This is a genomic window from Streptomyces griseiscabiei, assembly GCF_020010925.1.
Classification (GTDB): Bacteria; Actinomycetota; Actinomycetes; order Streptomycetales; family Streptomycetaceae; genus Streptomyces; species Streptomyces griseiscabiei.
Map to the genome: position 1 here is coordinate 668,520 of NZ_JAGJBZ010000002.1, position 13,688 is coordinate 682,207.

Here is a 13,688-nt window from a genome sequence, read left to right on the forward strand (position 1 = left end):
CCGGGCACACAGGGGGAACGGATCTTGTACGCCAGCACACGCATCGCACTCGGCGCCGCGTTCGTCGCGGTCGCGGTGGCGCTCACCGGGCTTCCGGCCGGTGCCGCGCCCACCGCTCGGGCCGCGGCACCGCACACCGAACCGATCAGCGTCACACCCGGCGGGAAGGCGGGCGGCGGCGACTCCGGGCACGCGGTGATCAGCCGCGACGGCCGGTACACGGCCTTCTCCTCGACCGCCACGGACCTCGTACCGGGCAAGCCCGGCGGTGTCTTCGTCCGCGATCTGCGCACCGGGAAACTGGAGCGCGTGGCGGCCGGCCTCGCCCCGTCGATCAGCGCCGACGGCCGGTACGTCGCCGTCGGCAGCACCTTCAGGCTGCACGACCGGCGCACCGGCCGCACCGAACGGCTCGACACCGGCCTCCCGAAGGGCTTCACCCCCTCCGGCGAGATCTCCCTCGGCGCCGACGCCCGCCACGCCGTCTACGTCGCCTCCAGCGAGGAGGAGGGCTACGTCGTCTTCCTGCGCGACCGCGCCAAGGGCACCACCGAGCGGATCAGCCACCCGAAGCCGACCTGGGAGACCCGCAACGCCTTCGCCCCGACCGTCAGCGACGACGGCAACCGGGTCGTCTACCAGTACACGTACGCGGGCGGACCGCGCGGCGACGACTGGGGCGACATCTGGATGCTCGACCGCGCCACGGGTAAGCGCACCCTGATCGACCGCTCGTACGACGGCTCCCCGACCGAACGGGAGTCCCTGGAACCCTCGATCAGCGGCGACGGACGCACGGTCGTCTTCGAGTCCCGCGACACCCACCTGGTCCCCGGCGACGACGACGGCAGCTGGAACGTGTTCGCGCACACCGTCGCCACCGGCAAGAACCGCCGTCTGCACGCCACCCACGGCGGACCGCACGCCGCCCACACCCGCAACCCGGCGGTCGGCGCCGACGGCCGTTTCGTCACCTTCACGTCCTGGGTGGAGGAGGCGGGCAGCCAGGACGGCGCCGAGTACCCGGTGTACCTCCGGGACCTGAAGAAGGGCACCACCGTCCTGCTCACCCCGGACACCACCGGCGGCACGGCCACGGCGTACGTCGAGCCCGGCATGATCGCGGACGGCGCCGCCCGGATCGCCTTCGAGTCCCAGGACCCGTCCCTGGTCCCGGGCGGCGACACCAACGACGCCCGGGACGTCTTCGTACGCCACACGCGGTGACGGGGTGCCCATGAGGTGATCGGCGCGCTGTTCGCATCCTGAGACGGACGGTGAGCACGGGGGCGGTCTGTGCCAGACTGCCCCCGTGCTCTCGTTCGCCACGATTATTGGCAGCAGGCGCGCCGGTCCGCAGTGACCGCCACGTACGACCAGGTACGGGCGGACACCGTCGTCCTCGACCCGCGCGCAGACCTCTCGCACCCGCGAGGGGTTTTTCGCTTTTCTGGCCCATCTTCAGCCGGGAGCGCAGCGCGAGGGACCATTGGGGGCGGTGGAGCCGGTCATTCCGGTACAGACCGAGATCCAGCGGGATCCAACAGCAGGAGCCTTGACACCATGACGGACACCAGCGAACTCGACGACTCGTTCCACGTCTTCGACACCACCCTGCGCGACGGCGCCCAGCGTGAGGGCATCAACCTCACGGTCGCGGACAAGCTGGCCATCGCACGGCACCTGGACGACTTCGGCGTCGGTTTCATCGAGGGCGGCTGGCCCGGCGCGAACCCGCGGGACACCGAGTTCTTCGCCCGCGCGCTGAAGGAGATCGACTTCAAGCACGCCCAGCTGGTCGCGTTCGGCGCCACCCGCCGCGCGAACGCCAAGGCGAGCGAGGACCCGCAGGTCAAGGCCCTGGTCGCGTCCGGTGCGCCCGTCGTCACGCTCGTCGCCAAGTCCCACGACCGCCATGTGGAGCTGGCGCTGCGCACCACCCTGGACGAGAACCTGGAGATGGTCCGCGACACGGTGTCCTACCTCCGGTCCCAGGACCGCCGGGTCTTCGTCGACTGCGAGCACTTCTTCGACGGCTACCGCGCCAACCCCGAGTACGCCAAGGCCGTCGTCCGCGCCGCCTCGGAGGCCGGCGCCGACGTGGTGATCCTCTGCGACACCAACGGCGGCATGCTCCCCGCCCAGGTCCAGGCCGTCGTCGCCACCGTCCTCGCCGACACGGGCGCCCGCCTCGGCATCCACGCCCAGGACGACACCGGCTGCGCGGTCGCCAACACCCTCGCCGCCGTCGACGCGGGCGCGACCCACGTCCAGTGCACCGCCAACGGCTACGGCGAGCGCGTCGGCAACTCCAACCTCTTCCCGGTCGTCGCCGCGCTGGAGCTGAAGTACGGCAAGCAGGTCCTCCCCGAGGGCGCGCTGCGCGAGATGACCCGTATCTCCCACGCCATCGCCGAGGTCGTCAACCTCACGCCCTCGACCCACCAGCCGTACGTCGGTGTCTCCGCCTTCGCGCACAAGGCGGGCCTGCACGCCTCCGCGATCAAGGTCGACCCGGACCTGTACCAGCACATCGACCCCGAGCAGGTCGGCAACACCATGCGGATGCTGGTCTCCGACATGGCCGGCCGCGCCTCCATCGAGCTCAAGGGCAAGGAGCTGGGCGTCGACCTCGGCGGCGACCGCGAGCTGGTCGGCCGGGTCGTCGAGCGGGTCAAGGAGCGCGAGCTGAAGGGCTACACCTACGAGGCCGCCGACGCCAGCTTCGAGATCCTGCTGCGCGACGAGGTCGCGGGCGAGCCGCGGCGGTACTTCCGCACGGAGTCCTGGCGGGCGATCGTCGAGGACCGCCCCGACGGCAGCCACGCCAACGAGGCCACGGTCAAGCTGTGGGCCAAGGACGAGCGCATCGTCGCCACGGCGGAGGGCAACGGGCCGGTGAACGCGCTCGACCGCGCCCTCCGGGTCGCCCTGGAGAAGATCTACCCCCAGCTCGCCAAGCTGGAGCTCGTCGACTACAAGGTCCGCATCCTGGAGGGCAAGCACGGCACGAACTCCACGACGCGGGTGCTGATCTCCACGACGGACGGGACGGGCGAGTGGTCCACGGTGGGGGTCGCCGACAACGTGATCGCCGCGTCGTGGCAGGCGCTGGAGGACGCCTACACGTACGGGTTGCTGCGGGCGGGTGTCGAGCCGGAGTAGCAGGGCGCCCGACAGCTCGGGGGTGCGGGTTCTTCGGCGGGTGCGGGTCCGGTGGGGCTTCTCGCGCAGTTCCCCGCGCCCCTGAGAAGCAGGGGCTGCGCCCCGTGCTTCTCAGGCCCGCCGCCGGTGGTCTTTCAGGCCGCGGAGGGCTGGTCTTCCAGGCCCGCAGGGGCCTGGGCTCCCAGGGGCGCGGGGAACTGCGTGACCAGCCCCCACCGGACCCGCACCCGACAACCACCCACCCACCCCGCCCGGCGGAGCCCTCAGCACGAGTCCGACGCCAGTTCCTCGAACTCCGCCACACTCATCGCCCGGTAGTCCGCCCACACCTGCCCGCTCGCCAGCCGCCCCAGATCCTCCGTGGTGAAGACGACCGCCCCGTTCGCGTAGTCGTCCGTCTGCCCGTAGAAGACGAACCGGTACGCGTGGCCGGACCGAAGCCGCCGCTCCCCCCTCACCTCGGCCTTCCACGCACCCGGCGGCGAGAAGAGCGGGAACTCCCGGTCCCCCGACCACTCACCGTCCGCCGCCCAGAGCGTCGTGTCCGTCTCGTCGTCACTCGGCTCGTCCTCGTACGCGCCGGCCCAGCCGGAGAGGGCCGGCGCCTCGTAGGAGTCGTCGTCGCACGGCCGCATCAGCACCCGGGGTGTCCCGTCCGCGTCCACGGTCACGGCCGCCAGCGGCAGATCCTCCGCCGAGCAGCCGCTCAACAGCACCGCCCCGGCCACCGCGCCCACCACCGCGAGAACCCTTCGCCGCATCCTGTCCGCCCCCGTCCACATCCCCGTCGTGCCGGATGACCCGCACCCTCTCGAACGGTTGTACAGCCGTCCCGCACCCTCCCGCAGCCCCGCCACCGATCGGATCGTCCTTTTCGCGCCGATCGAGGTAGCTTCGAAGGTATGAAGGGCGCATCGGTCCGACGTCTGCTCCGCCTCCTCATGCTGCCGCTCGCCGCGACGGCACTCGCGACCCTGGCGGTGCTGTCGGCCGGTGCGCCGGGCGCGCACGCGGCCACCGATCTCTCGACGGTGGCCGCGGCCCTGCGCGAGAGCCCCGTCTATGTCGATCCGGACGCCTCCGGTCTGCTCTCCTCGGCGGACGCCGAGGCCCTCGCCGACAAGATCGAGGACGCCGACGAGCCGATCTTCGTCGCGGTCCTCCCGGCCGATCAGCCGACCGCGAACCTCTTCCAGAACCTCCGCACGGAGACGGGCGTCACCGGTCTCTACGCCGTCCGCCTGGGCGACCGCTTCGACGCCCGCGCCGACAGCGGAGTCCTGAGCCGCGAGGCCGTACGGAACCTGGTCACCTCGGTCCAGGGCGCCGGGGACCCGAAGGCCCAGCTCAACGACTTCGTGGACGACGCCCTGCGCAGCAACCCCGGCGGCACGGCCCCGGCCGGCTGGAGCGACGGCGGCGACACGGGCGTGGACGCGGGCGCCCTGGCCGTGGCGGGCGCGGTGGTGGCCGCGGGCGGCGTGGGAGCGTACGCGCTGGTCCGCCGGAACCGGCGCAAGAAGGAGGAGGAGCGCCGCGAGGCGCTGGCCAGGCTCGCCGTGGTGGTGGACGAGGACATCACGGCCTTCGGCGAGGAACTGGACCGGCTGGACTTCCATCCCGCCGAGGCGGGCGCCGACGACGCGATGCGCGCCGACTACGAACGGGCTCTGGACGCCTACGAGAAGGCCAAGTCGCTCATGGCGGCGGCCACCCGCCCCGAGGAGGTCCGCGCGGTCACCCAGACCCTGGAGGACGGCCGTTTCTCCCTCACCCAGCTCGCCGCCCGCAGACAGGGCCTCCCCCTCCCCGAACGCCGCGCCCCCTGCTTCTTCGACCCCCGCCACGGCCCCTCCGTCGCGGACGTCCCGTGGACCCCGGGCACCGGCACCGAACGCGAGGTCCCGGTCTGCGCCGCCGACCGGGCCCGGCTCGCCGACGGTCAGGACCCCATGATCCGCGAGGTGGAGACGGTCTCCGGCGGACGCCGCCCCTACTGGGACGCGGGCCCGGCCTACGGCCCCTGGGCGGGCGGCTACTACGGCGGCGCGCTCCTCCCCGGCCTCCTCGTCGGCACCCTGCTCGGCAGCATGATGGCCACCCCGTCCTACGCTGCCATGTACGGCTCCGGCTACGGCGACTTCGGCGCGGCCTCCGGCTACGGCGGCGGAGACGTCTCGGGCGGCGACTTCGACACCGGCGACTTCACCGGCGGTTTCGGCGGCGGTGACTTCGGTGGCGGCGGGGACTTCGGCGGCGGCTTCTGAGCACGCGGCCGGCGCGCCCCGCCGAGAGAACGGGCACAGGAACGGGCACGGGCCCGGCGCTGGGAGCCGCCGGACCCGTGGACGTCGTACGAGAGCTGGTGCGGGACTCCGCTCAGAGCGTGGCCGCACCCGCCGCTATCTGGGACGCGAAGGTGGACACCTCGGTGTAGACACCGGGCGCGTTGCGCTGGGCGCAGCCGTCGCCCCAGCTGACTATGCCGACCTGGATCCAGGCGCCGGCGTTGTCCCTGCGGAACATCGGGCCGCCGGAGTCGCCCTGGCAGGTGTCGACGCCGCCCGCGGCGAAGCCGGCGCAGATCTCCTCGCTCGCGACGAGGCCGCTGTACAGACCGCCGAAGGCCCGGCAGGTGGCGTCGCCGATGAACGGCACCGTGGCCTTGAGCATGTGCCGCTGCTGGGCACCGCCCTCGACGGCCGCGCCCCAGCCGGCGACGGTGAAGTCACCGGTGTTGTACTGCGTGGTGGTGGCGATCTTCAGCGTGGGCAGGTTGATCGGCTGGGCGAGCTTGATGAGGGCCCAGTCCTTGCCGGTGCCGTTGTAGCCGGGGGCCCGGTACACCTTGGTGGAGCGGACCTGGACCCGGCCGCTGGTGCTCTGCAGGTCCGCGACACCGGCCGTGGCCGTGATGCTGGTGTTGTTGCCGGTCGCGCCGACACAGTGCGCGGCCGTCAGCACGATCTGCTGCGTGTAGAGCGCGCCGCCACAGCCCATCGACAACCGGACCATGAACGGGAACTCGCCCTGCGCGGCGCGCGTTCCGCCGACCACCGGCGCCGGCGCGGCCGTGGCCGCCGACACGGGCTGGAGACTGGCGACCGCGAGCGCGGCGGCACCGACAACCGCGCATCTCTTCAGAGCGGTGATGAGTCGCTTCAACGTGATGCCTTCCGTGGGGGGTTGACATGCGATGACTTGTGCGTTGACGTGTGAACCGAAGCAAAAATGACGCAGGCATGCCAAAGGGGCGACAGGAAATCACCCTTGATGGCATGCCCAGGTCAATTTCTGTTGCAGGATTATGAGAACGCCGAAAGCCCCCACACAAGAGGCGTGAACCAGCCAGCTTCCGAAGATCGGCGGAAGGGACACCGCCCCGGCGGTGGCGAGGCCGGAACGGCCCGGCCCTCCTGAAACGCCGAGCACCCGCCCTCCCGGCACGGGGCCGGGGAGCGGGTGTGCTCGACAGGGGTCGGAACGGCGGGGTGCCGCCGCCGACGGATCACGCGTTGCGGATCGCCGAGATGTCGAAGCTCAGCTTGATCTTGTCCGAGACCAGGACGCCACCGGTCTCCAGCGCCGCGTTCCAGGTGAGGCCCCACTCGGAGCGCAGGATCTCCGCCTTGCCCTCGAAGCCGACGCGCTCGTTGCCGAACGGGTCCTTGGCGGAGCCGTTGAACTCCAGGTCGATGGTGAGCGGCCTGGTGGTGCCGAGGATGGAGAGGTCGCCGGTGATGCGGTAGTCGTCGCCGCCCAGGGCCTCCGCCCCGGTCGAGCGGAAGGTCATCGTCGGGAACTCGTCCGTCCTGAAGAAGTCCGCGCTCTTCAGGTGACCGTCACGGTCGGCGTTGCCGGTGTCGATGCTCTCCATCTTGACGTCGATGGAGGCGGTGGACCGGGACGGGTCCGAGCCGTCCAGGTGCAGGCTGCCGGAGAAGTCGAGGAAGCCGCCCTTGACGTTGGTGACCATGGCGTGCCGGGCCGTGAAGCCGATCGTGGTGTGGGACGCGTCGATCGCGTAGTCACCGGTCAGCGCGGCCAGCTCCGGGTTCACCGCGGCGACGGTGGCGGTGTCGGTGGTCGTGGTGCTGCGGCCGAAGATGCCCATGACGTGCTCCTTGAGTGATGTTGTTCAACGTTCAACGAACTGAACACGGCCTACCGTAGACCTATTCCGTTCAAGTTTCAACCGTGTCGATCCAGTGATCATTGTGTCACGCATTGTTGATCCCGCGGCACTCAGGTGATACACGGCAGGGGCATGACCCCCACGCGCCGTACCGTCCTGCTCCTCGCCGCGACCCTCGCCGCGGCGACCGCACCCACCCCCGTCGCGCACGCGGCCGACGACGAGTACGACACCCTCCGCCGCCGCTGGTCGGCCCTCGCGCTCGGCACCGGCTACGACCCCGCCGCCGAGCCCTACGCGAGCCGGCTGCGCGAGACCGGCGACCTCGCCCACGCGTTCCGCGCGGCCATGGCCCCCACCGCCGGCTCCCTCTGGCCGGGCCACCCCTTCGACCCGCCCGCCGGGATCACCCAGAGCTACAGCCGTCTGTGGACGATGACCCAGGCCTACGCACAGCCGGGCACCGGCTCGACCGGCGACCCCGGCCTCCTCGCGGACATCGTGCGCGGCCTCGACCACCTCACCGCGACCGTCTACCACCCCGCCACCACCCGCTACGGCAACTGGTGGGAGTGGCAGATCGGCAGCCCCCGCCTCCTGCTGGACATCGTCACCGCCCTCCACGACGACCTGACCCCCGACCGCCGCGCCGCCGCCTGCGCCGCCATCGACCACTTCATCCCCGACGACCTGCTCCGCGACTACACCGGCACCTCCACCGGTGCCAACCGCGTCGACCTCTGCCGCTCCGTGGCCCTGCGCGGCATCCTCGGCCGCGCCCCCGAGAAGATCGCCCTCGCCCGGGACGCCCTCTCGCCCGTCTTCCCGTACGTCACCCGGGGCGACGGCCTCTACGCCGACGGCTCCTTCGTGCAGCACACCTGGGTCGCCTACCCGGGGACGTACGGGCAGGTCCTGCTCGACGGCCTCGGGCGGCTCTTCGCGCTGCTGGCCGGGTCGACCTGGGCGGTGACCGATCCGAACCGGCAGATCGTCCTCGACTCCGTGGAGCGGGCGTACGCCCCCCTCATCCACGACGGGCTGGTGATGGACAGCGTCAACGGCCGTGCCATCAGCCGGGGTTACCTGAGGGGCGACGACCGCCACATCCTGCGGAGCGACCACTTCCACGGCCAGGGCATCATCGCCGCCATCGCCCTGCTCGCGCTCGGCGCCACCGCCGCCGAGCGCGAGCGGTGGCACGGGCGGATCAAGGGCTGGATCGCACGCGACACGGTGACACCGATCCTCACAGCACGGCAGTTCGGCGTCGCGGATCTCGCCCGGCTGCACGCCGTCGCCGCCTCCCCGGTCGCCGCCGCGCCCGAGCCCGTCGGGCACCGGCTCTTCCCCGCCATGGACCGGGCCGTCCACCGCCGCCCGGACTTCACCGTCAACATCGCCATGGCCTCCGACCGCATCGCCCACTACGAGTGCGGCAACGGCGAGAACCCGCGCGGCTGGCACACGGGCGCGGGCCTGACCCTCTGGTGGGCCGAGGGCCACGGCGGCCGGGCCGATCAGTACACGGACTGGTTCTGGCCCACCGTCGACTGGTACCGCCTCCCCGGCACCACCGTCTCGACGCGACGGCTCGCCGACCGGGAGGGCGGCGAATGGGGAGCGCCGAAACCCGACGTCCGCTGGGTCGGCGGCACCACGGACGGCGAGTACGCGGCGATCGGCCAGCACCTCAAGGGGCTCGGCTCCACGCTCGCCGCCCGCAAGTCGTGGTTCTGCGTCGCGGACGCCGTCATCTGCCTGGGAGCGGGCATCAGCTGCGCGGACGGCGTGCCGGTGGAGACGGTCGTCGACAACCGGAACCTGGGCGAGCCGGGGAGTACGGCGGCTCTCCGGCCGCTCGCCCGGGGCCGCCGCTGGGCGCATCTGGCGGGCCACGGCGGCTGGGTCTTCGACGACGCGACGGAAGCCGCCCTGCGCACCCTCCGCGAGGACCGCACCGGCGCCTGGTCCGACATCAACACCGGCAGTACGACCGAGCGCCGCACCCGGCGCCGGCAGACCCTCTGGCTGGACCACGGCACCGATCCGGTGAACGCCCGCTACGCCTATCTGCTCATGCCCGGAGCCTCCCGCCACGCCGTCGAGGCCCGTGCCGCCGACCGCCGCTGGTTGTCGATCCCCGCCAACGACAGCACCTGTCAGGCCGTCCACGTCCCCTCGCTGGGGCTGATCGCCGCCAACTTCTGGCAGCCCGGTACGGTGGGCCCGCTGACCGCCTCCGCCGGAGCGAGCGCGCTGGTCCGCTTCCGGGGGAGGACCGCTACCCTCTGCGTGAGCGAACCTCCGCGCACCGGCGAGCCGATGGAGATCATCTGGAATGGCCCGTTCCGCGAGGTGGTCCGGGCGGACGACCCGGTCGAGGTGCTGGAGGCGGCCCCCGGTCGGCTACGGCTCCGCGTCACCCCGGGCACGGCCTGCGCCACCCACACCTGTGAGCTGACTCTCCCCTGAGCGACCCGACCCGCCTTTGTGTGACCTCTACAAGCCCCACACCCCCTGAGCAGTCGGTTCGGCTGCATGCCGACCGGGTTCTGTTCAGGGGTACCAGGAAAACACGCCGGAGACTGTACGGAGTCGACGGACCGCTTTCCTCGCTCGGCTTCGTATGGTCGCTACATGACCGTTTTGGATGAGGCACCGGGTGAGCCGACGGACGCGCGCGGGCGAGTGGCCGAACTGCACGAGATCCGTGCCCAGGCGTTGGCCGGCCCCAGCGAGAAGGCGACCGAGGCGCAGCACGCCAAGGGCAAGCTGACCTCCCGGGAGCGCATCGAGCTGCTGCTGGACCCGGGCTCCTTCAACGAGGTCGAGCAGCTGCGCCGGCACCGGGCCACCGGATTCGGTCTGGAGGCCAAGAAGCCGTACACCGACGGTGTCGTCACCGGCTGGGGCACGGTGGAGGGCCGCACGGTCTTCGTCTACGCCCATGACTTCCGCATCTTCGGCGGCGCGCTGGGCGAGGCCCACGCCACCAAGATCCACAAGATCATGGACATGGCCATCGCGGCCGGTGCCCCGCTGGTCTCGCTGAACGACGGCGCGGGCGCCCGTATCCAGGAGGGCGTCTCGGCGCTGGCCGGCTACGGCGGCATCTTCCAGCGCAACACCCGGGCGTCGGGCGTCATCCCGCAGATCTCGGTCATGCTGGGCCCCTGCGCGGGCGGCGCGGCCTACAGCCCCGCCCTCACCGACTTCGTCTTCATGGTCCGCGAGACCTCGCAGATGTTCATCACCGGCCCGGACGTCGTCAAGGCGGTCACCGGCGAGGAGATCACCCAGAACGGCCTCGGCGGCGCCGACGTGCACGCCGAGACCTCCGGCGTCGCGCACTTCGCGTACGACGACGAGGAGACCTGCATCGCCGAGGTGCGCTACCTCCTGTCGATGCTGCCGCAGAACAACCGCGAGAACCCGCCGCGCGTGGAGGCCTCCGACGCCGCCGACCGCCGCAGCGACGTCCTGCTCGACCTGGTCCCGGCCGACGGCAACCGGCCGTACGACATGGCCAAGGTCATCGAGGAGATCGTCGACGACGGCGACTACCTGGAGGTCCACGAGCGCTGGGCCCGCAACATCATCTGCGCCCTGGGCCGGCTCGACGGCCAGGTGGTGGGCATCGTCGCCAACCAGCCGCAGTCCCTCGCGGGTGTCCTGGACATCGAGGCCTCCGAAAAAGCTGCACGCTTTGTCCAGATGTGTGATGCTTTTAACATCCCGATCATCACGCTGCTGGATGTGCCCGGGTTCCTCCCGGGAGTCGACCAGGAGCACGGCGGAATCATCCGCCACGGCGCGAAGCTGCTCTACGCCTACTGCAACGCGACCGTTCCCCGGATCTCCCTGATCCTGCGCAAGGCGTACGGAGGTGCCTACATCGTCATGGACAGCCAGTCCATCGGCGCGGACCTCACGTACGCGTGGCCGACCAACGAGATCGCCGTCATGGGCGCCGAGGGTGCCGCCAACGTCATCTTCCGGCGGCAGATCGCCGAGGCCGAGGACCCCGAGGCGATGCGGGTCCGGATGGTCAAGGAGTACAAGGCCGAGCTGATGCACCCGTACTACGCGGCCGAGCGCGGCCTCGTGGACGACGTGATCGACCCCGCGGACACCCGCGCGGTCCTCATCCGCTCCCTCGCGATGCTCCACACCAAGCACGCGGACCTGCCGTCCCGCAAGCACGGCAACCCGCCGCAGTAACCCGACGGTTCCTTCGCGGTTCCGCTGCGGAAACCTCATCCACGGAGACTGACACCCATGAAGCTGCCTGATATTCGCGTCGAGAAGGGCCACGCCGAGCCCGAGGAAGTGGCCGCGATCACTGCCCTCCTCCTGGCCCGCGCCGCCGCCCAGCCCGCCGAGACCGTCCCGGTCCACCGAGGCCGCCTCCGCGCGGGGTGGCGCCGCCTGGAGCGCGAGCCGGGATTCCGGGCGCCGCACAGCTGGCGCTGAGCCCAAGTTCGTCGCAAGGGCCCCCTTCCGCATGGGAGGGGGCCCTTCGCGTGCGTCGTCGGCTGGCGGCCGGTGGGGCTTCTCGCGCAGTTCCCCGCGCCCCTTAAGGGCCTACGGCCCTTTCGGGACGAAAAGCACGGGGCGCAGCCCCTGCTTTTCAGGGGCGCGGGGAACTGCGCGAGAAGCCCCACCGGACCCGCACCCGACAACGAACAAGGACCCCTCCCACGAAGGAAGAGGTCCCTGTTCAAGGCTCGGTGGCTAGCGGAGCCGCGCCATCAGCGCGTGCTCGACCAGCGTGATCAGCGCCGACTTCGCGTCCGACCGGTGCCGCGCGTCCGTCGTGATGATCGGAGTGTCCGGACCGATCTGCAGCGCTTCCCGGACCTCGTCCGGGTTGTACGGCTGCTGGCCGTCGAAGCCGTTGAGCGCGATCACGAACGGCAGGCCGCTGTTCTCGAAGTAGTCGACGGCCGGGAAGCAGTCGGCGAGACGCCGGGTGTCCACCAGCACGATCGCGCCGATCGCGCCACGCACCAGGTCGTCCCACATGAACCAGAAGCGGTCCTGACCGGGGGTGCCGAACAGGTACAGGATCAGGTCCTGGTCGAGGGTGATGCGGCCGAAGTCCATGGCGACCGTGGTGGTCGTCTTGTCCCCGGTGTGGGTGAGGTCGTCGATGCCCGCGGACGCGGACGTCATCACGGCCTCGGTACGCAGCGGGTTGATCTCCGAGACGGCCCCGACGAACGTGGTCTTGCCCACGCCGAAGCCACCCGCCACCACGATCTTCGCCGAGGTGGTGGAGCGGGAAGGACCGCCGCTAGAGCTTGCGAAGTCCACTGAGCACCCTTTCGAGCAGTGTCACGTCTGGCTGGCCGCCGGCGCTCTCGTCGCCGCCGGGCTGATGAATGGCGACCAGGCCCGCCTCCGCCAAGTCGGCGACGAGGATCCTGGCCACGCCGAGGGGGATGGTCAGGAGCGCCGAGATCTCGGCGACCGACTTGATCTCTCGGCAGAGGTTGCAGATCCGCTGATGCTCGGGCAACTGGCCCTGCATCTGGTGCGGCTGCGCGGTGGTGTGCACCAGCGCCTCGATGGCTAGCTGGTAACGCGGCCTGGTGCGTCCGCCCGTCATGGCGTACGGGCGCACCAGGGGGTTGTGCGCGCCCCCGGAGGGGGAAGGGTCAGGAGTGCGGCGCTGCGGCTGCACGGGCTGGATGCGCGGCGCCGGAGGCTGGTCGTACGGCGAAGGGCCGGGGCCCTGCGGTGCGTACGGCTGCTGGCGGCTCGGTGCGGAGGGGAAGTTGTACCGGTTCTGGTCACCCTGGCCCGGCCCCTGGCCAGGGTAGGACCAGTTGCCCGACGATGAACCGCCTGGGGGTGTTGCCACGTTCTCTCCTCCTCCGACTGTGCTGGCATCCATGGCTCATTGGAAGCCGCGTCCCGAAACCTTACGGCCCCGGGACGCCAAAACGCACCGTCTGACTGTTAGTTGAGCAGGCTGCCCTGGAGCTCCGCACGAAGATCGGGCGTCAGGACCGAACCGGCACGGTCCACCAGAAGCGCCATCTCGTACCCGATGAGGCCGATGTCGGCTTCCGGATGTGCGAGAACGGCGAGCGACGAACCGTCGGATACGGACATGATGAACAGGAATCCCCGCTCCATCTCCACAACCGTCTGATTGACGCTGCCACCTTCGAAGATGCGGGAGGCACCCGCGGTCAGGGAGGTCAGACCCGACGCGACGGCCGCCAGCTGGTCGGCACGGTCGCGGGGAAACCCTTCGGACATCGCCAGAAGGAGTCCGTCGGCGGAGACCACCACCGTGTGCGACACCCCGGGGGTGTTGTCCACGAAATTGGTGATCAACCAGTTCAGGTTCTGTGCCGCCTGGCTCATCGGGCTC

At 71.0% G+C, this 13,688-nt stretch carries 12 protein-coding genes; 6 read left to right on the forward strand and 6 right to left on the reverse strand.

The genetic code is table 11. The features are described from left to right. Positions 1-24 precede the first annotated feature (24 nt). Positions 25-1,227: a TolB family protein gene (locus tag J8M51_RS20490; protein ID WP_086764766.1), complete on the forward strand. Its 1,203-nt coding sequence runs from the start codon at positions 25-27 to the stop codon at positions 1,225-1,227. 336 nt (positions 1,228-1,563) lie between these two features. Beyond that, positions 1,564-3,165 (forward strand): citramalate synthase, encoded by a 1,602-nt coding sequence (gene cimA, locus J8M51_RS20495; RefSeq protein ID WP_086764760.1) that lies wholly within the window; start codon positions 1,564-1,566, stop codon positions 3,163-3,165. 263 nt (positions 3,166-3,428) lie between these two features. Here the strand turns inward: cimA and J8M51_RS20500 are convergent, their stop codons facing one another. Further along, positions 3,429-3,926, reverse strand: coding sequence for a hypothetical protein (locus tag J8M51_RS20500; RefSeq protein WP_086761237.1), 498 nt, complete (start codon positions 3,924-3,926; stop codon positions 3,429-3,431). A 141-nt stretch (positions 3,927-4,067) separates the two neighbouring features. Between J8M51_RS20500 and J8M51_RS20505 the strand changes: the two genes are divergently transcribed. Beyond that, positions 4,068-5,432: a hypothetical protein gene (locus J8M51_RS20505; protein ID WP_267299371.1), complete on the forward strand. Its 1,365-nt coding sequence runs from the start codon at positions 4,068-4,070 to the stop codon at positions 5,430-5,432. Between the two features lie 112 nt (positions 5,433-5,544). Here J8M51_RS20505 and J8M51_RS20510 read toward each other — a convergent pair whose 3' ends face one another. Further along, positions 5,545-6,330, reverse strand: coding sequence for a S1 family peptidase (locus J8M51_RS20510; RefSeq protein ID WP_086754765.1), 786 nt, complete (start codon positions 6,328-6,330; stop codon positions 5,545-5,547). 343 nt (positions 6,331-6,673) lie between these two features. Then, positions 6,674-7,279 (reverse strand): YceI family protein, encoded by a 606-nt coding sequence (locus J8M51_RS20515; protein ID WP_086754764.1) that lies wholly within the window; start codon positions 7,277-7,279, stop codon positions 6,674-6,676. A gap of 153 nt (positions 7,280-7,432) precedes the next feature. Here J8M51_RS20515 and J8M51_RS20520 point away from each other — a divergent pair, with 153 nt between their 5' ends. The 3 genes from J8M51_RS20520 (at position 7,433) to J8M51_RS20530 (ending at position 11,776) form a co-directional block, all read left to right on the forward strand. Then, positions 7,433-9,775, forward strand: coding sequence for a polysaccharide lyase 8 family protein (locus tag J8M51_RS20520; RefSeq protein ID WP_086754763.1), 2,343 nt, complete (start codon positions 7,433-7,435; stop codon positions 9,773-9,775). A 165-nt stretch (positions 9,776-9,940) separates the two neighbouring features. Further along, positions 9,941-11,524 (forward strand): acyl-CoA carboxylase subunit beta, encoded by a 1,584-nt coding sequence (locus tag J8M51_RS20525; RefSeq protein WP_086754762.1) that lies wholly within the window; start codon positions 9,941-9,943, stop codon positions 11,522-11,524. 57 nt (positions 11,525-11,581) lie between these two features. Next, positions 11,582-11,776: an acyl-CoA carboxylase epsilon subunit gene (locus tag J8M51_RS20530; RefSeq protein WP_086754761.1), complete on the forward strand. Its 195-nt coding sequence runs from the start codon at positions 11,582-11,584 to the stop codon at positions 11,774-11,776. 261 nt (positions 11,777-12,037) lie between these two features. Here the strand turns inward: J8M51_RS20530 and J8M51_RS20535 are convergent, their stop codons facing one another. The 3 genes from J8M51_RS20535 to J8M51_RS20545 all read right to left on the reverse strand — a co-directional run bounded on the left by J8M51_RS20535 (position 12,038) and on the right by J8M51_RS20545 (position 13,681). Continuing rightward, complete coding sequence (locus J8M51_RS20535) at positions 12,038-12,619, reverse strand: GTP-binding protein (protein ID WP_013000463.1); 582 nt, start codon at positions 12,617-12,619, stop codon at positions 12,038-12,040. Continuing rightward, complete coding sequence (locus J8M51_RS20540) at positions 12,600-13,169, reverse strand: DUF742 domain-containing protein (RefSeq protein ID WP_086754760.1); 570 nt, start codon at positions 13,167-13,169, stop codon at positions 12,600-12,602. Before J8M51_RS20540 ends, J8M51_RS20535 begins: the two co-directional genes overlap by 20 nt. Before the next feature lie 98 nt (positions 13,170-13,267). After that, the gene (locus J8M51_RS20545) at positions 13,268-13,681 is read right to left on the reverse strand and encodes a roadblock/LC7 domain-containing protein (RefSeq protein WP_037781109.1); all 414 of its coding nucleotides are present in this window, start codon (positions 13,679-13,681) and stop codon (positions 13,268-13,270) included. Positions 13,682-13,688: the final 7 nt, after the last annotated feature.